The sequence below is a fragment of the Streptomyces sp. NPDC002306 genome, from assembly GCF_053593435.1.
Map to the genome: position 1 here is coordinate 1 of NZ_JBSFCK010000034.1, position 17543 is coordinate 17543.

At 67.8% G+C, this 17543-nt stretch carries 13 protein-coding genes, 1 tRNA gene and 3 pseudogenes; 11 read left to right on the forward strand and 6 right to left on the reverse strand.

What is annotated here, in order from left to right; translation table 11 throughout:
* The first annotated feature begins 1497 nt into the window (after positions 1-1497).
* From ACWCQK_RS34600 to ACWCQK_RS34610, 3 genes and pseudogenes are all read left to right on the forward strand, one after another.
* Positions 1498-2085 carry a ScbR family autoregulator-binding transcription factor gene (locus tag ACWCQK_RS34600; RefSeq protein ID WP_451161940.1) on the forward strand — a complete coding sequence of 196 codons (588 nt, stop codon included), beginning with the start codon at positions 1498-1500 and terminating at the stop codon, positions 2083-2085.
* 246 nt (positions 2086-2331) lie between these two features.
* Positions 2332-2619 (forward strand): annotated as a pseudogene (locus ACWCQK_RS34605) (hypothetical protein); the annotation flags it as partial.
* A gap of 386 nt (positions 2620-3005) precedes the next feature.
* On the forward strand, positions 3006-3581 hold the full coding sequence (locus ACWCQK_RS34610) for a hypothetical protein (protein ID WP_451161942.1): 576 nt from the start codon (positions 3006-3008) through the stop codon (positions 3579-3581).
* A gap of 246 nt (positions 3582-3827) precedes the next feature.
* Here the strand turns inward: ACWCQK_RS34610 and ACWCQK_RS34615 are convergent, their stop codons facing one another.
* Positions 3828-4490: a tyrosine-type recombinase/integrase gene (locus ACWCQK_RS34615; protein ID WP_451161944.1), complete on the reverse strand. Its 663-nt coding sequence runs from the start codon at positions 4488-4490 to the stop codon at positions 3828-3830.
* On the opposite strand from ACWCQK_RS34615, the pseudogene ACWCQK_RS34620 reads away from it, so the two are divergent.
* Positions 4443-4754: pseudogene (locus ACWCQK_RS34620) on the forward strand (transposase); the annotation flags it as partial. The gene ACWCQK_RS34615 and the pseudogene ACWCQK_RS34620 sit on opposite strands and share 48 nt — an antisense overlap.
* A gap of 87 nt (positions 4755-4841) precedes the next feature.
* Here ACWCQK_RS34620 and ACWCQK_RS34625 read toward each other — a convergent pair.
* On the reverse strand, positions 4842-5117 hold the full coding sequence (locus ACWCQK_RS34625) for a hypothetical protein (protein ID WP_451161946.1): 276 nt from the start codon (positions 5115-5117) through the stop codon (positions 4842-4844).
* 259 nt (positions 5118-5376) lie between these two features.
* Here ACWCQK_RS34625 and ACWCQK_RS34630 point away from each other — a divergent pair, with 259 nt between their 5' ends.
* The 3 genes from ACWCQK_RS34630 to ACWCQK_RS34640 all read left to right on the forward strand — a co-directional run bounded on the left by ACWCQK_RS34630 (position 5377) and on the right by ACWCQK_RS34640 (position 7962).
* Entirely contained in the window at positions 5377-5592 is a 216-nt protein-coding gene (locus ACWCQK_RS34630) for a hypothetical protein (protein ID WP_451161948.1), read from the forward strand.
* Between the two features lie 887 nt (positions 5593-6479).
* Complete coding sequence (locus ACWCQK_RS34635; RefSeq protein WP_451161950.1) at positions 6480-7034, forward strand: hypothetical protein; 555 nt, start codon at positions 6480-6482, stop codon at positions 7032-7034.
* Positions 7035-7521: 487 nt separating this feature from the next.
* On the forward strand, positions 7522-7962 hold the full coding sequence (locus tag ACWCQK_RS34640) for a hypothetical protein (RefSeq protein WP_451161952.1): 441 nt from the start codon (positions 7522-7524) through the stop codon (positions 7960-7962).
* 674 nt (positions 7963-8636) lie between these two features.
* Here ACWCQK_RS34640 and ACWCQK_RS34645 read toward each other — a convergent pair.
* A complete protein-coding gene (locus tag ACWCQK_RS34645; RefSeq protein ID WP_451161954.1) occupies positions 8637-10475 on the reverse strand; it encodes an Ig-like domain repeat protein in 1839 nt (612 codons plus the stop codon).
* 845 nt (positions 10476-11320) lie between these two features.
* Complete coding sequence (locus tag ACWCQK_RS34650; RefSeq protein ID WP_451161956.1) at positions 11321-12058, reverse strand: vWA domain-containing protein; 738 nt, start codon at positions 12056-12058, stop codon at positions 11321-11323.
* Positions 12059-12455: 397 nt separating this feature from the next.
* Between ACWCQK_RS34650 and ACWCQK_RS34655 the strand changes: the two genes are divergently transcribed.
* From ACWCQK_RS34655 to ACWCQK_RS34665, 3 genes are all read left to right on the forward strand, one after another.
* Positions 12456-12525, forward strand: a tRNA-Met gene (locus tag ACWCQK_RS34655).
* Between the two features lie 448 nt (positions 12526-12973).
* A complete protein-coding gene (locus tag ACWCQK_RS34660; RefSeq protein ID WP_451161958.1) occupies positions 12974-13201 on the forward strand; it encodes a hypothetical protein in 228 nt (75 codons plus the stop codon).
* Positions 13202-13621: 420 nt separating this feature from the next.
* Positions 13622-14005, forward strand: coding sequence for a hypothetical protein (locus tag ACWCQK_RS34665; RefSeq protein WP_451161960.1), 384 nt, complete (start codon positions 13622-13624; stop codon positions 14003-14005).
* Between the two features lie 168 nt (positions 14006-14173).
* Here the strand turns inward: ACWCQK_RS34665 and ACWCQK_RS34670 are convergent, their stop codons facing one another.
* Both ACWCQK_RS34670 and ACWCQK_RS34675 read right to left on the reverse strand, forming a co-directional pair.
* On the reverse strand, positions 14174-15403 hold the full coding sequence (locus tag ACWCQK_RS34670) for a transposase (protein ID WP_451161962.1): 1230 nt from the start codon (positions 15401-15403) through the stop codon (positions 14174-14176).
* Positions 15333-15905, reverse strand: coding sequence for a transposase (locus tag ACWCQK_RS34675; RefSeq protein ID WP_451161964.1), 573 nt, complete (start codon positions 15903-15905; stop codon positions 15333-15335). Before ACWCQK_RS34675 ends, ACWCQK_RS34670 begins: the two co-directional genes overlap by 71 nt.
* A 314-nt stretch (positions 15906-16219) precedes the next feature.
* Between ACWCQK_RS34675 and ACWCQK_RS34680 the strand changes: the two are divergent.
* Positions 16220-17459 (forward strand): annotated as a pseudogene (locus ACWCQK_RS34680) (IS110 family transposase).
* Positions 17460-17543 lie beyond the last annotated feature (84 nt).

Here is a 17543-nt window from a genome sequence, read left to right on the forward strand (position 1 = left end):
CCGGCCCGCCCACCAGGACAGAACATCCCGCCCCACCCCCACACCACCCAAAAAATACCAGCAACCAGGTTTCTTTACAACGGATCCAGCCACCCCACGGCAGGATCCGCACAGGCGGGATCCGTACGGCCGGGATCCGCACGGCCGGGATCCATGCGGGCGGGATCCATGCGGGCAGGGTCCGTGCGGGCACCGCTCACCCGCGGCGGGCCTCGAGAGTGTCGGCGAAACGCAGCCACAGCCCGGCACACTCGCGTGCCGCCCGCGCCAGCACGTCCTTGCGGTGTTCCGGCACACCGTGCGCCAAGACGCTCCCAGCGGGCCTCGTCCCCCAGCCCATGCGCCGCCAGCAGCTGCAGCAGCACCCGCCCCGCATCCGTACGCAGCGAAGGATCCCCGCGCATACCGGCCAACACCTCCCCCACACCCGCCCGGCCCGCAGGGGCCGCCAGGCCCTGCGGCAACGCCCGGCCCTCCCGCACTGCCGGACCTCTCGGGGGCACCCGGCCGCCGGGGCCGTTGGACCCCGTGACGGCACCCGGCGGCAGGCCCGCGCCCCGCCCCGGAACACCGCCCGCCGGCGCCCCCGCCCTCACCCAGCCCCCCGGCACCTCACGCATAGCGTTCACCCTCAAACCATTGCAACGAACCGGACAGTGACCGTTGCATTAGACGTAAAACCATTGCAACGATTTCCCGGCGATCAGCTGCAGTGAAAGGAAACATGCGCAACAGATCCGTTGCGTGATCCATAAATGCAACGTAGCGTTTCCATCAGCAGAAACAGCGCACGGCAACCAGGCCATGCAGAGCGTGCGGAGCCACGCAGGCAGCACGCACCACCGCACACCCCCGAAACCCCCGACCAACCCGGCACCCGGCACCCGGCACCCGGCACCCGGCACCCGGCACGACCAGACCCCGACCCGGCACCACACAGCCCGACCCGGCACAGCCCACCAGGCCCGGCCCGGCCCGACGCAGCCCAGCCCAGCAGCCCGGCCCGGCCCAGCCCGGCCCGGCCCAGCCCCACAGAGAGCCCGACCCCCGCACGCCCCGACCCTTCCCGGCGCCGCACAACCCGGCACCGCACGACACAGCCCGGCGCGACACGGCCCCGCCCGCCTGGCCCTCCCCGGCACGACCCGACCTGACCCGACCGACCTGGCCCGGCACGGCCGGCACACCACCAGGCCCGGCACCACCCGACCGACCCGGCCCCGCACGACCCGGCGCCAACCGACCCGGCCCTGCCGGACCGGACCGGTACGACCCGGCCCGGACGGCGCAACCCCGCCGGGCCCGGGCCCAGACGGGCTCGGCCGCACGGACATGCCGTTCCCTGCGGCTCCAGGGCTCCCCCGCAGACTTGACGCCGCCACCGTCACACAGTGGCCAGGGACGACTCCACCCGGTTAGATAATACAGAACCAGCAACCCGGTTTTCTATCGCCAGGCTGCAGCACACACCCCCGCCGCCCCGAGGAGCCCCCGGCAATGAAACAAGAACGTGCCGCCCACACCCGCCAGGCGCTCATCCACTCCGCAGCCCAGGCATTCGAGCAGCACGGCTACACCCGCGCCGGCCTCACCGACATCAGCACCAACGCCGGCGTCAGCACCGGCGCCCTCCACTTCCACTTCACCAGCAAAGCCGACCTCGCCACCACCCTCGAAACCACCGCAGCCCACCTCCTACGCACCACAGCAGCCACCGCCCAACAACCAGACACCGACCCCCTCCAACAACTCATCAACACCACCCACGCCCTCGCCCACACCCTCCGCCACAACACCATCGCCCGCGCCGGCTACCACCTCAACAGCGAAACCCCCCACCACCCACACCTCGACCTACGCACCGAATGGCAGCAATACATCCACCACCACCTCACCCAAGCCGCCACCCACCACCAACTCCCCCACCACACCACCCCCCACCACCTCACCACCACCATCACCGCCGCCACCATCGGCCTCGAAACCCTCCACCGCAAAAACCCCCACTGGCTCACCCCCACCACCCTCAACCACCTCTGGCACCACCTCCTCCCCCACACCACACACCAACACCACAACGCCTGACACCCCCACACCTGCCCCCCCGGCCAGCCCCAGCACACGCACAACCTCCCGGCCGCACACCACAGACTTCGCCCACGAGACCGGACACCAGATGTCCACCGCTCCGGGAGACACCCGGCGCGTCGATGATGCGAACGGTGATGCTCCACGCCGTTGCGGTGCCTGGCCCCGCAACGGATGAAAAACACGGTGGCCGCAACGCCGCGAAGCTGACACGATGCGCTCTGCTTCTCCAGCTGAGGACGTTTGTTCGTTTTCGTGTGTGCAGGATGCGGTGCCAGGCTGACCGTCCCGCTGTCCCAGGCCGCGCTGCCGGCCCATGCCCGTCAGAAGTACGGGAACGGGATCCAGCTCCCGGTGCTCATGGAGTCGGGCACGTTCGCCGTGGATCCCGAGCCCTGGGGGCCGCCGTGGCGGAGATGGGAGGAGACCGATCCGGACGAGGCGGCGGCCCGCGGTATCTACGCGCCGGTCCACGCCGTGTCCCAGGGCGCGCCCGGCGCGATCGTCATCGCACCCGGGGACACCCGTGGTGTTTTCGGCGGGGTGAACGAGAGCCACGTGGGCGGTGGTTTTGAGAGCCGCTTTGATCCATCCGTGCGGGAGATGGACAACGGTGTAGGTCCATGATCGGCGGCGAGAACGGGAGCCACCCTGATCGAGTGACGTCGGGTTGGGAGTGTCTGCGGTAGCGGATGGATGTGGGCCAGTAGCTTGGTGGCCTGGGCCCTGCCGGCCCGTGTCCCTGACAGGCGCGGTGCGGACGGGCCCGCCCCTTTGTTGAGCGAGCCGGATTGGTGACGGCTGCTTCAGGCGTTGTCGGGGATGGGTGCGATGATCCCCGAGGCGGGCGTGAGCTCGCCGGTATCGCGACTCGGGGGCGGCTCGGTTTGAACACGTGGCAGGAGTTGTCGGCGTCGGTGGAGGAGCGCCTGACGGCCATGTCGTCGAGTGAGCGCGGAGTCTTCGCAGCCGGCGCCGCTGAACGGCTCATGAGCTGGCATGAAGCACTGCCCGAGGAGGATCGGGCACCGTTCACGATGAGCCTGCGGCCCCTGCTGAACTCCGTGTGGGAGGGCTCCCTCGGGGACTCGACCGCCTTCACGGCCGTGAAACGGGGTGTGGCCGAGTACATGCTCAGCGAGTACTGCCACAACGATGGGCAGGACGGTCCCGAGGATGCGGACGACAACGCGGCGGCCGCGACGCTTTATGCCGCGCACGCCTACCTGTTCGAGTGCCGTGACTTCGCGGTCTGGGCCAGTCGGCGGGCCGTGGACGCTGTGGACGAGCACCTTGAGTACCTCGCCGAGCAGGAAGAGAACCTACCCGACCTCGACGAGGCAACCATTGCCGAACTCCAACGCCAGCTGCGGGATCTCGACCTCATCGCGACATACTCGAAGGATCTGCGGCTCGCCAGCCTCGGGCTGCCCATCGACACTTCGATCCGGCTTCGCGTGGAACTGCGGACCCCTCTTTCGAGTCGGGACTGACCGGGCGAACGGCCCCTTCAGTTGCGTCGTTCTGCTTCGGTGACGCGGAACCGGTAGGACTCGGTGCCGGAACCTCGGGTTCGCGGGTCTTCACCCAGTCCAGCGCGGCGGCGATGGTGACGGTCTGTCCGCCGCGGTCATCCATGTAGCTCACGAAGTCGGGCAACAGATATGCCGCTTCGGCCATCTGGTGCCCCAGCGAACGGCGAAGCCGCAGGTAGTCGTCGACCACTTGGCGAAGGTCGGTCATGCCGCCTCCGTCCCGGGCCAGGGCTGTGCGACCGCGCGCAGGGCGATGAAGTCGACCTTCGCGTAGAGCGCGGTGGTGGCCAGGTCCTGGTGCCGGAGCACCTGGCCGATGGCCGTGAGCCCGGCGCCGTGTCGGAGCATGTCGGCGGCCAGGGCATGACGCAATCGGTGCGGCCCGACCTTGAGCGTGCCGGCCCGCCGACAGGCTCGTTCCACCACGTCGCCGACCAGGTCCGCCCGGATCGGACCGTGCGGAGCCTTGCAGGTCAGGAAGACATGGCGGGCATCCAGGCGCAGCCTGGGGCCGGTCAAGTATGCGACCAGGGCCTCTCCGACGTCGGCCGGGAGCGGGAGCCGGTCCTCACGGCGTCCCTTGCCGCGGACGACGATCTCGCCGCAGCGCCAGTCGATGTCGTCCAGCAGCAGCCGGGCCACCTCGATCGAGCGCAGTCCAAGGCTGGCCACCAGCATCAGGATTGCGTAGTCGCGGACACCGACCGTCCCGTGGCGCGGAGTATCGTCCAGCAGCCGCTGAACGTCGCCGCCTGCCATCGTCGGCGGCACGGAGGCGAAGCGCCAGCCGCCCACTGGAGGCACCGCGCCGCCGAGCTCCTGGTCAGAGCGCCGATCGTGCTGGTCCGGGACCGCCTGAACACCCATGTCTCCCGCAGGATGCGGGACCTCGTCGCCGAACGCGAGTGGCTGACAGTGTTCCTGCTGCCCGCCTACTCACCCGACCTCAACCCTGTCGAAGGCGTCTGGGCACACATCAAACGCAGCCTCGCCAACCTCGCCGTCGTGGCCCTCGACCGACTCGGAACCCTGGTCCGCAACCGCCTCAAACGCCTTCAATACCGGCCCCACACTCTCGACGGCTTCGTAGCCGGCACCGGCCTCACCCTCGACACCCCAGCCTCACCTTGAAACGCCGAAGTCAGTAACGCCCTTTGCGCCTCGCCTGATCGTCCACTGGGGTTCGGCCTGGTTCACCGTTGTTCGCGCTTGTTGGTGTCAGCCGCTGATGTCAGCCGTCGTACCCGGTCTCCCGTGCGGGTTCTGCCTCCCTGCCTTCCCTATCTGGAGAAGGTGCACGGCTCCGGTGATCCAGCTCGCGAGTAGCAGCCCGGAAGCAGACTCGAGCAGGGGGACGTAGCGGTCTCCATCCATGATCAGCTCGGTGAGGTAGATCGCCGCGTTGAAGCTCCCCAGCGCGAAAAGGCACACCGAGGCTCTACCGAGGGATCTCCGTGGCCTGCTGACCTTTGCTTTCACCTGAACGCTCTGCATGCCCCTCATGATCAGTGTGACCAGGCCCGTATGGCCAGTCCCTACAGTTGCCGAAGTAGTGAAGGGCCGGGCCGGGTCTGTGACCTGCGGCCTTATTATCGATCAACGCTGTGACCTGCGACTTAACTGTCGGTGGTTGTCAGCTTTGGTCGTCGTTGAGCACCCTCGCACGGCCCAGGGGCGGCCCGAGACGTATTTGAAGACCCGGCTGACGGGCCAAAGAACCCTGTGCATAACATCGGCCGATGTGACATGCGCGATGGCTGCCGGCTCGGCAGATGATCCGGTGAGTACCGGGCTCTTCTTCCTGGTCGTGGGGTTGATCGTGATCGGATGGGTGACGCTCGGCCGTCGGCGTGGGTGGAAGTGGGCTCTGGAAGAGGGGCCGTACTCATACAAGTCCGGGATGGTGCAGGGCAGTCTGGGTGTCCTCGGCGGACTGATTGCAGTAGTCGTCGGTCTCATCATCAAATAGCCTCGCTGGCGCCGTTGCCACCGACCGGATCCAGTCGTCTCTCGTTGCCCGACCAGCTCAACCCACCACTCTCCCCGCTCCCATCCCGTCCGCCGTCGACCCACACACCGTGGAGCGGGCGTGGTTCCTGGCGTCCGGGTCGTTCGTACAGTGGCGCGCTCCGCCTGGACGCCATGGGCCGCGTCCGCTCGGCTCTTCCTGGGTCGATGGCGGACGGGATGGGAGCACCCCACGTATACGAGTGATCGGACTAGCCCTGTGAGTTCGCGCAGTTGGGCACCGAAGGTCGTTCCCACCAGTGTGTCGACGCGGGAAGCCAGCACGGGATGGCTCTGGACAACGGAGCGAAGCTGGTGCATCTCCTCCCGTGCTTCGAAGCTGTTCCACCAGAGTTTGGGTGGGTCCCACTCCCTGATGCTCTTTGGCACGAACCATTCCTGAGACGTCCGTTGCCAGCCCCACATTGGGAAGCCCTCATGGAACTGTGGTGGTGGGTCGGTGGACTATGTGCGGGGGCGTTCACCTGCGTTCATGGACGTCTTGGCATCGCGTCGTATCGGACTCTCGCAGTCTCGCCTGAACGGCGGTGAACGGGGCTGAATGAGACGGAAACCGAGACGAGCCGATGAACGCCCCTGCCACTCGACACCGCGGAAGAGCCTCGGTGAAGTCGCGGGGGCGGACGGGCCCGGCAGCACTCACCCCAGCGTGCCGTCCGCCCCCCTGGAAGGCCCTCAGGACGGCAGGCGGGTTGGGATGGGGCGGCGGAAGCCGAATGACCCTGCTGGCCCGCTCCGGCCGGCAGCCGTAGGCGATGGACACCGCGCCCCCGGTCGGCCATGCTGCCTTGGCGATCAAGAGCCGACGGTGGCTGCATCGTGTGAGGGGTGGGGATTGTGGAGCAATCGCAGGTCGAGGCTGTGCCGCCGGAGCGCATCCGCTACCGGTATACGCGTCTCCAACGCGTACTGCTTCTTCTACCCCCCTTTGTCGTCGCCGGGGGCATGACGGTCTTGGACTGGATGATCTGGAAGCCCACCGGGTCCGGGCTGGTCGAGTCGTTGGAGATGTGGGGACCCGCGCTGCTCGTGCTGGTGATCCTCGGGCAGCACGTCGGCGTCACTCTCACGGAGTCGACGGCCATCGTGCACGGCCTCCCCGGCCGGACTGTCCAGTGGTCGAACGTCCAGGCCATCCGCGCCGAACGCATCCAGGGGGCCCAGATCGTTGTGATCTACGAAGCGGGTGGCCGTCGTACTCGCCTGCGGGCACCGATCACCGGATTCCTCTGCTGGGATCGCGGGTTCGAGGAGAAGTTCCACACCATCGGCAGGTGGTGGCTGGACCACCGCGGCCCGGATTGGGCGCCTGTCCAGCATCCGGGGACGCAGTTGAGCGGCCCACCAGTTCCTGACGGGAACCCTTTCGCCTCTCCCACGTAGTCGGTGGCTGGTCCGCGCACCCTCGGGCGATGGAGCGGGGCCGCACGCTGGTTGCCAAGAAGCTCCCCGTGCCACAACCGCGCCAGATCAGGCGGGGACTCACGGGGCATGGTCATGCCGAGCTGGCTGTGCCGCAGCACCGGCTGCGCTCCGCTCCGCCGGGCTCGCTCCCGGCGCTGCGCCGACGCGCGCCCACAGCGGGTGGGGCCGGAAACCATGAGGTGATCACCGCATAGCGTCAGCGTGTCAGAACGTGCCTCCGGCGGGGGCGCTCAGGCTCCGAGATGGAGGGGGCGCCGTTCGCCGGCGGGCCGAGTGTGGCGGGGGCGTGGGTGCTCCCATCCCGTCCGTCGTCGACCCAGGCAGAGCCGAGCAGTCGTGGTTCGACGGCAGACGGGATGGGAGCTGGGGTGAGTGGTGGGTAAGGCCAGGTCCGAGGCGCGCTTGGCCCCTTGGTGATCAGTTGGTTGCCTGCTTTACTTCGCACATGATGACGGTGCTCTTCGTTGGCTTCATCGGTGTGAAGATCGGGATGATGCTCATCGGGCGGCGAGCGCGGCGGACAGCGTCTCGGGCCGAAGCAGGGGAAGCGGTCTTCTTCCAGGTCGGTGCCAATCTGCCGGACAAGGAACGCCGATACAGTCTTGGCCAGGTACAGGCCGGAGGCGAGTTCGAGTGGAAGCCTCGCCGGTCGTGGACGCGGCTGCGTGAACTCCCGACAGATCTGCGCTACATCCGCGCGCGCGACATGACCTTCCGCGAAAGTTTGAGGCTCCCGCCCGGTGCGCGGGTGATCGAGTGTGAATCGTCCGTGGGGCCTGTACATCTGTGTGCCCGCGTTGAGTACACGGAGCACGTTGTGGAGATGATCCGGCGTACAAGTACCTCGAACTTGTCGAGCGCCACGGTTCCTGACATCAGCACCTGACACCAACAGGCGCGAACAGCGGCGGTTGACGCTGAACCTCAGGGACAGACAGTCGAGCCACAAGCCGGGTTGGCCACGGTCGACGTTTCCCCGTGATCGACCTGATAAAGATGAGGCCAGACCTCAAAATCAGATCTCAAGACCGTGCGCAGGACAAGGCTTGCCGACGCAGCCCCCACGCCCTGAACCGGCCACTCACGAAGATGCCGACGCCGGCGGACAGCGCAATCACCACGATGGAGGCCCCTCCCTCCACTGTGACGTGGTGGCCCTGGGGCGCCGACGCCCCCAGAAGAGCGCTGATCCCAGCGAAAGTCACGGCTGCTACGGCAAGGAAGATCGCCATTTCAGCCCACCACATTGCCCGCGTCGGTCGAGTCGCCATGGCGCAGTTGTACCTCGCGCCTTCCCGGCGTCTCGCAGCGAGGTCGAATCCAACCGCGAGCAGCCCCGCATGACTGTCTGACCAGCCGAGCAGACCCAAGCGACCGCCCCCGCGCGTAGTTCGCATCGAGGAGGCCAGACGCCGGGAAGCAGCTACCCCAGGGGTACCCCTGGGGTAGCCGGGGTGGGCCGGTACCGGTCGGTGGTGTTTTGTCGAGCAGGGGCCCGCTGTACGAAACGAGCTGCGGCCGCCCTGCATGCGCGAGGCGGCCGCGGTGTTGCGCCGGCGGTCAGTTCGTGAAGTACATGTACTTCCAGGGCCCGTAGGTCGTGGAGTTCACGCTGTCGCCCGAGGTCGGGTCGATGTAGGAAGACCGCATGCGGGCACGGATCCCGGACTCGCCGGGGGCTGAAAGCCTGACAGCGGACTTGCCGTTGCTGGCGAGCGCGAAGTACTGGCTGCCGGAGTCGTACCACTTGCCGCCGTAGTACACCTGCAAGTCGAACCGCTGCTGGCGGCCCTTGTAGTACGTCATCGTCGTGGTGAAGACCGGCGCAGTCTTCTTGTGGAACCAGTAGTAGCCGGTCGAGCCGATCTTCCCGGTCTTGTAGTACTTGGAGACCGCAGTGGAGATCCTGACACGCGCGTACGCAGTTGCCGTCACTGTCCTGGGCGCGAAGTGGGAGTCGCCCTTGAAGACGGCACTGACGACGGTGTCACGGGCCATGTCGACTGTGGCCGACAGGTTGCCGCTGGAGTTGACCTTGCCGGTCTTCAGGAGCTTCTTGGGCTTGTCGGTGCCGTGGGGGTCTGCCCACAGTTCGACGGTGCGGTTGGTGTACGTGGCGCCAAGATGAGCGGTGAAGGAGACGTCCGACCCATAGTTGTAGACGGACTTGTTGTGGTTGAGCGTCATGACCGGCGTGGCCCGGGAGACGTTGAGGACGTCGCTTCCCGATGCCGGCAGGTGGTCGGCGTCACCGGCATAGGAGACCTTGTACGTGACCTTGCCGCCTGCGGGGGGCGTGTCAGTGAAGGAGAACCTGCCACCCGCGCCGAGAGCTTTGGTTCCGAGGGATTTCCCGGCCGGCGACTCCATGTCGGTGCGAACGACAGTGAGCGGCGTACCCGCCGGAAGGGCCAGCGCCGAGGTGAGGGTCCCCGAGACCGTAAGGACCTTCGCCCGGGTTGCGCTGCTGGGGGCAGACACCGTGAGGGTGTCGGTGTACTTGCGCGGCTCGGTCACGACCGACAGGGCGGAGTCGTCACCGCTCTCACTGACGAAGAACAGACGGCTGCCATCGGGGTCCCAGGCCAGGGTGTGCTCGTTGAAGGTGACCGTGTCCTGAAGGTTGCGGACACTCGCGGGCTGGGTGGAGCCCTTCGCGAAGATGAGGGTCTCGCCGGTTCCCGCAAAGTCGTAGTGCGTCCCTGCCACGGTTCCGTCCGGCGCGATCGCGACCGACTCGGCCGTATCCGGCATCGGGTAGCTGCGCACCTCCGCCAGGTCGGACAGGCGGTACTCGGTCAGGGCGCGGTTGCGGGCAACGACCATGCCGGTGCCGTCCGGGGTGAGAGCCGCGTCCTCGTAGAAGCCTCCCGGCTGGGCGCTTGTGCGGATCTGCGGGGTGCCGGTGCTGATGTCGTAGATGACCATCGGGCCGTTGCTGATCCCGCCGTCCAGAGTGACCAGTGTTCCAGGCAGGGTCGGAGAGCTGAGAAGCAGTGGAGGCGAAGCGAAGTCCCAGCCGGCCGCCATGTCCAGCCTGACTGCCGGGCTCTCGCCGTCCAGGTCGACGACGCCCAGGCCGGACTCCCACTGGTCTCCGTAGGAGAACCAGATGTGGCCGTCGGTGTACGTGATCCGGCGGGGCCTGGTGTTGGTGCCGGTCGGGTACTCGGCGAGCTGATCCAGGGTCGCGGTGTCGATCGCGATGATCTTGTCACTGTAGGTGGCCGCCAGGTACAGCGTGCTGGAGTCCGGACTGAGGGCCATGTACGTCACGCCCTGCGGGTACCTGAGGGTGCCGAGGACCTTGCCGGAGTAGTCCGTCACCAGTACCTGGTCGGCACCGGAGATGAAGATCTTGTGGTGCACACCGTCCACTGCCGTGTCGGCGTACGCCATGCGGGCCATCGGGATCGGTGTCTGGGTGTCCGCAGCCGCGGTACCTGCGGTGCCAAAGGTCAGCGCGGCAGAGCTGAAGAGAGCAGCGACTGCAGTCGCTGCCGGAAGTGTGCGTCGGAGCACGAGGTTGTTGTCCCCACCCTTGTTGCAGGTCCGGGGTTCCGGACCTGGGTATCGAACATTACGACATGCCCGCGACAACCGTTCGGGCGCCCGCGGTGGAGAAGCCGCGTCTCACGAGATGGCAGATCGCGCCGGCTACAGCATCGCGAACCACGGCTCACGGGGGAGCCAGCGCGACACCCTCGCCGACGTTTCCAGACCCGCGGCCTATTGGGAGAAGCGGGCGGGCGGGCTGCTTGTGACCGGCACACGCTGCCGGCGCAAGCCGGGCAACCACGGCCGGTCTTGGCTCGGCCTGCGGCCGAAGCCTGCCGTCGGTGATCAGGGCCCTTCGGGCACCTCCCGTGTCACGTCGACGATCGGACGCTCGCGTTGTTGTCGGTCCCAGTAGATGAGGCCGTTTGCCAGATCCGCGGGGCCAGGCTGTGCTGGACGATGTACTCGGGTTCCCACAGGTGTAGCCACACGCGGATCGTGGCCCGCCTTGTGCACGACGGGGGACACGACCCACTCGTGCGACCTGAGACCCGATACCTCCACGTCCACGACCGGCTACGCCGACTGCAGATACGGCGTTGAACACATCGTCGGAATTCCCGCAGGGCGCGTGACCGTGCGACGCGATCCGGGCCAGACCCGAAAGGTGGATCGCGAACGTGCTGGGCTCTGCGCGCCATGTGGTGCGAGATCGGTGGTCCGGTCTGGTGTGGTCGAGACGCTCGTCACAGGATCTGAGCGGTGCGAGCCGATGCAAGCCAGGTGGGGAACTCCTGCAGAAGCCGGTCGTAGAGGAGATCGTCGCGTACGGTGCGCGGATTGCGGCCAGCGTGGAAGAAGCCCGCGTTGTCGACGATGCGATATCGGGGTACGGCCAGGTCGTCGAGGCGGCGAAGAAAGGTGAACTCGTTGTCGTCGGGGTCGCCGAACCCGACGAACTGCCAAAACAGCGGCAGCCGGGCTGCTTTGCACAGGTACCGTTCGGCGGCGAACTTGCTGGTGGGTCCGCCATCGGTCTGGAAGATCACCAGGGCTGGGGCGGCACTGCCGGAAGCCAGGTAGTGATCGATGACATCGTCCATGGCCCAGTGGTAGTTCGTCCGCCCCATATGACCGAGGTTCTCGTGCAACTTGTTGATACGCCCACGATGGCCTCCGAGCCTGAGGTCGGTGGTTCCGTCGACGTCGGTGGAGAAGAACACCACCGGCACGGTGCCGTCGTCGTCGAGGTGGGCGGACAAGGAGAGGATCTGCTCACCGAGATGCTGCATGGTGCCGTCCTTGTAGTAGGGCCGCATCGAGCCAGAACGGTCCAGCACGAGATAGACGGCAGCGCGCACCCCCTCAAGACCGTGCGCGCGTACGCTGGACCCAGCTGCCTTGTACAGGCTCACCAAATCCGGCGCCTGCGCCTGCATCTTGAACAGACTGATTGCTGGCGCGTCGCTTTGAACCCTGCTCATGGTCACCACTCTCGTATCGCGTGCCCCCTCATCCTGTCGGTCGAGTCGGCATCATGAGGTGGAGTTCTCCAACAGGGCGTGCCAGGCGAACTGCGGGCCGCCCAGCAAGCGAACGGGACTCTGCACGAGCGGGCGCTCCGGGTCGTCGGTCGAGGTAATGCAGCGGCAAGCCAACGCTGGCGACGGCCAAGATCTGCGCGCCGAAATCACCGCCTTCATCACCCGCGCGTGCGGCGAGAGCGCACAGTGGAGGAGCAGACCGGGGCACGGGCAACAGGGGCAGGGCAGCGCGCTCCGTGCGACGGCCGGCCCGCCGCTCCAGCGACGTCACCGCGCGAGCCGCCCGAAAACCCCCGTGCGCACCGCAGGCGTCCCGTACGCTGGAGGGACCGACGCGGGGTGGAGCAGCTCGGTAGCTCGCTGGGCTCATAACCCAGAGGTCGCGTGGTTCAAATCCCGCCCCGCCACGAATACCCGGCCCCTCCGACCTGTCGAGTCGGAGGGGCCGGAGCCGTTCACGAGCGGCATCCCGGGCCGTACGCCGCCGGGCCGGGGCGCGGTCGGGGGTAGCGGCTGGCGATGAGGCGAGCCCCGTTCGAGACCTGCGGGGCGAGCGGGCGCAGCTTCGGCGCATCCGCCGGATACGACGCGCGGATGGTCAGGGTCAGGTCCGGTCAGCCCGGTGAGGTAGGCCTGCATCCAGGTGGCGGGGCGTTGGGCACCGTGTGCTGTCCTCGCGCCGCACTCGCGGCAACGTGCGACGGTGTCCCGGGGGTCGTGTGTGAGGCGGCGTCTCTCTGCTCAACAGCGCGTGGTCACAGTGCTGTTCAGGTTCGTGGGAACATCGGGCGGCGAAGTGCAGCGCTCGTTTCAAGGCGGGTCCGGGCACTCCGCGTCCGGGGAAAGGGGAGGACCATGGATCACAGCTCCAACAACCTGCGGGAGGACACACCAGTTGAGGATGCTGCTGAGGTGAGCGGCGTCCGTCGCGTTCCCCGGGTCCTGGTGCCCAGCCTGATCAAGGGCGGAGGGACCAAGCGGACCACGACGACCGTACTGACCAGCGCCTTCATATCCGAGTTGCTCCTTCCCGGCGTGGAACTCCGCAACGTCCGGGAGGAGGACACCCGCGGCAAGTCCTGAGTCATCTCCCTCTCCCAGGCGGCCCCGCCCGGCATCCAGGAACCATGTAGCGCCGGGCGCGTCTGCGGCCGGCGGGGATCAGCCGGTCTGCGTCGGGCCCTCACCCGGCTCCCGTGTTCCCTGTCCTGCCGGCCTGCTTGGCGCGCTCGGTCGCCAGCAGCAGCCGCCAGGAGGTCACCGTCGGCCGACGCCGCAGGCCGACGGCAAAAAGCAGCCTCGCGGCAAGGACATGGGCGAGTAGCCGCCTACGGCACGTTGGTGCCGGAGCACCGCAGCGGCCCGGGCCCCCACGGCGGAGGTTCCGGGCCGCTGCGCTGCGGTATGGCGCAGCGACTTGCTGCGCGCGCTCTGCTGCATCCGGGATTCCACTTCTACGATGCTCGCGCTTGTCCGTAGAACGCCCGACCGGACGGAGACTCCATGAGCAAGAGGATCGTCGGCATTTTCGGGGCAGCAGCCCTCGCGGTGGCAGCAACATTGACCGCACCCGTATCCGCCAGCGCGGCACCAGCAAGAGCGCAAGTCAGCTGCTATGGCCAGGCCGTCAGCTTCTCCACGACCTGGGGCCCTGAATGGGCCGAGTGGCCGACGGGATGGGCCCAGACCGGACCGAACTGCGCGGACATCAACGTCAAGCCGAACTACACCATCTACGTGCGGACCTGCTTCCAGAGGACAGGTACCTGCAACGGTTGGACCTGGATATTCGGCGGAACGTGGGGCACAGCGGCGACTGACGTCCTGGACGGCACCAACTACTACCTCCAGTTCAGCCAAGGTCTGGGGGGCCTCGTAGCCGACTGATCGGCCACTCTCGGCGCTCTCTGGGGGCCAACCGCGAAGGTTCGCCGCCCAGGCAGCGGCCCGGCGCCCCTGACGGGTGCCGGGCCGCGGTGCTGCAGCGTGGCACGGGTCAGTAGTCCGGTCGCCTGACGGCGGCACCCTGCGGATCCTGCTGGCCAAATGTGGGGATCAGGCGGCGAGGGTGAGGTCGAGGCGGGCGAGGTGGCTGGTTCGGGTGTGGGCGAGGGGCTGGTCGTTCCACCAGGCGTCGAGGCGGATCAGGTTGAGGGCCACGGCGGAGTAGACGTGTTCGAGGTGGGTCTTTGCGAGGCCCCGATAGCGGGCACGGCGGCTGCCGGTGACGGCTATGGCCTGGCGGATCGTGCCCTCGACGCCCGCTCGCAGGGCGTACTTCGCCTGCCACGCCTGGTCTTGCTGGGCGGTGTGGTTGGCGTGGATGAGTTCGTGCAGTGCCCGTGGCCGCAGGGTGAGTTGGCGGCCCCAGCGGGTGGCGTTGGTGCATTCTGCTCTGACCGGACAGGGAACGCAGTCGGCCTGATCGAAGGGGACCACGATCACGTCGCGGCCCTTTTGTTTGGCCGGGCTCCAGAACCGGCTGGTGACGCCCTGGGGGCAGGTGGCCTGACGGGCGTCCCAGTCGATGGCGAAGGCTTCGCGCTGGTAGCCGACATTCTCCCGGTACTGGCGGGAGGTGCCCGTCAGCAGTGGTGTGACCAGCGTGATGCCGAAGGTGGCCCGGGCACCGACGATGAGTTCGGCGCTCGCGTAGCCGGAGTCCAGGTAGTGCTCGGTGGGCAGCAGGTCCCGGCCGGCGAGGGCCTGGTGGACGGGCTCGACGAGTTTCACGTCGGGCACGGTCGCATCCTTGGTCGCGACATGCGTGATCATGTTCGGGATGGGCGGACGTAGCCGCCGACCGGGCCGCGGAGCCTCGTCGGCAGGCCGGGGCGGCTGGCAGACCTCGCTGATGTGCAGCTTGTACCCGGTCCAGTGGAGATCTTCCTTGGTGCCGTAGCGGGCGTCGAGGTCATAAGGCAAGGTCAGGCGGATTCTGCCGGGCGGGAGGCCGTCCTTGTCCGCCTCCCGCCACTTGACCACCTCCGCTCCGTTGCTGTCGGTGGTGATCAGGTAGTTCCGCACGGTGATCTGCCGCAACGTCTGGACCGCGGGCAGCTCCCGCAACCAGACCGGCGCGGCCGGACGGTAGACCGCCCGCAGCAGAGCCACCGCGTCACGGCCGTAGTTCACAGCGAGTTGGCCGCGCTGGGTCTGCGAGCCGGGCGGGCGCCAGTACGCATCGATCCGCCGCCCGTAACGCCGGTTCCACTCACCGACCTCCAGCACCTGCACCACCCAGTCGGGGGCCGCGCAGGACAGTGCCTCCAGCGCGGCTCGCACCGTTTCCCCGGCCAGCCAGCCGGTTCAACTCCCTCACCGCTGCCAGCACATGAGTGGAATCGGTACGCTGCTTGCCTCCTGCCTTGACCAGGCCATTCTCCTTGAGCGCCGCAACCAGCAGATCCAGCACCCGCTCTTCCAGGCCATGGCCGGCCACCCGGGTGCGGAACTCCGACAACACCGACGCATCGAAGCCGACGTCCTCCAGCTCCAGGCCCAGGCAGTACTTCCACGACAGATCGAAGCGGACCCGCTGAACAGCGGCACGGTCGGTCAGGTTCTCCGCCATCTGCAGCACGGTCACCATCGCCAGCCGTCCCGGCGACCATCCACGCCGGCCCCTGCGGCCGAACGCCCCGGCGAACTCCTTATCCGCGAACAGCCCGCCCAGCTCGTCCCGCACCCGCATCGCCAACGGCGGGACCCCGCGTCCTGCCGCTGCCCGGGCGACCCGCAACGTCGCCTCCGGGACCTCGGGCCACTCCTCCGGCCGCAACGACATAACTCTCACCCCCCCCCCCCAGCGACCGGGAACGACAAGACCGGCCACCACGGTGCCAACAGCATCCCCACACCCCAGGACACGACATTTGGCCAGCAGGATCCCTGTGTGCGTGAAAATCGGTGTGTGGTCGTCCGGCGGACGTCGTGTCGCCTTGGCGCGTTCCGAGCCCGTGGGTCAGTAGGCCGCTGGGGGTCCATCGACAGGCGCCCGGATGTGTTGCTCCGAGCACGTGAATCAGACTCTGCCGCCTGCCGGACCCACGCCGGACGATCGCGTGCTCGCGGCCGATATCAGGAGGGGGTGCCGACGGGATGGAAGTGATCCACGAACGTGTGGCGGGTATCGACATCAGCAAGGTCGGCGTGAAGGTCTGCATCCGAGTGCCCAGTACCGGCAAGCGGCGGCGCAGCGAGGTACGGACGTTCTCGGCGGTGGCCTCCGGCCTGCCGGCGATGCGGGACCGGCTGCTCGCCGAGGGCATCACCATGGTCGGCATGGAGGCCACCGGCGTCTACTGGAAGCCGGCGTTCTACCTGCTCGAGCACGACGTGGAGTGCCGGCTGCTCAACGCCCGTCACATGAAGTCGGTGCCCGGCCGCAAGACCGACGTCAAGGACTCCGAGTGGATCGCCAAGCTCGTCGAACACGGCCTGGTCCGCCCCAGCTTCGTGCCGCCGGAGCCGATCCGGTAACTGCGTGACGTCACCCGCTACCGCACCGAGATCGTCCGCGAACGCACCCGCGAGATCCAGCGGCTGGAGAAGCTGCTGGAGGACACCGGCATCAAGCTGTCCGCCACAGTCTCCAACATCTTGGGCGTCTCCGGCCGCGCGATGCTCGAAGCCCTCATCGCCGGTGAACGCAACCCGCGCGTCCTGGCGGACCTGGCCAAGGGCAGCATGCGCCGCAAGACCGACGCCCTGGCCGAGGCGCTGACCGGGAACCTCACCGCCCACCACGCGTTCCTGGCACGGGCGATGCTGGACCGGATCGACGCCTGCACCGCTACCGAGACCCGCCTCAGCGAGCACATCGAGGTGATGCTGCAGCCTTGTCGCCGCCGGATCGATCTGCTCGTGACGACCCCCGGCGTCGAGACCCGCGCGGCACAGGTGATCCTCGCCGAGATCGGTGCCGACATCGCCCGCTTTCCCCAGCGCGGGCGACCTGGCCTCCTGGGCCGGCGTCTGCCCGGGCAGCCACCAGTCCGGCGGCCGCAGCGGCAGTGGCAAGACCCGCCACGGCGACCCCTGGCTCAAGGCCGCCCTCGGCCAGGCCGCCGAATCCGCGGCGCGGACCAAGGACACCTACCTCCCAGCCCGTTACCGGCGCATCGTCGCCCGCCGCGGCAAGAAGCGTGCCCTGGTCGCCCTGGAACACTCGATCCTGATCGCGGTCTGGCACAGGTTCACCCACCACACCGCATACGCCGACCTCACCGGCCTGTACCTCCTCGAACGCACCGGCCGGGCCAGGCGGACCCGACGCCTGGTGAGCCAGCTCAACCAACTCGGCTACCAAGTGACCCTCCAAACAGAAGGAGCTACCTGACCAGCGGCTACAGACACGGGACGGGGGAAACGAGTGCTCCTCGCTCCAGACGGATGCCGACACGTGAAACGCTTCCGACAACGC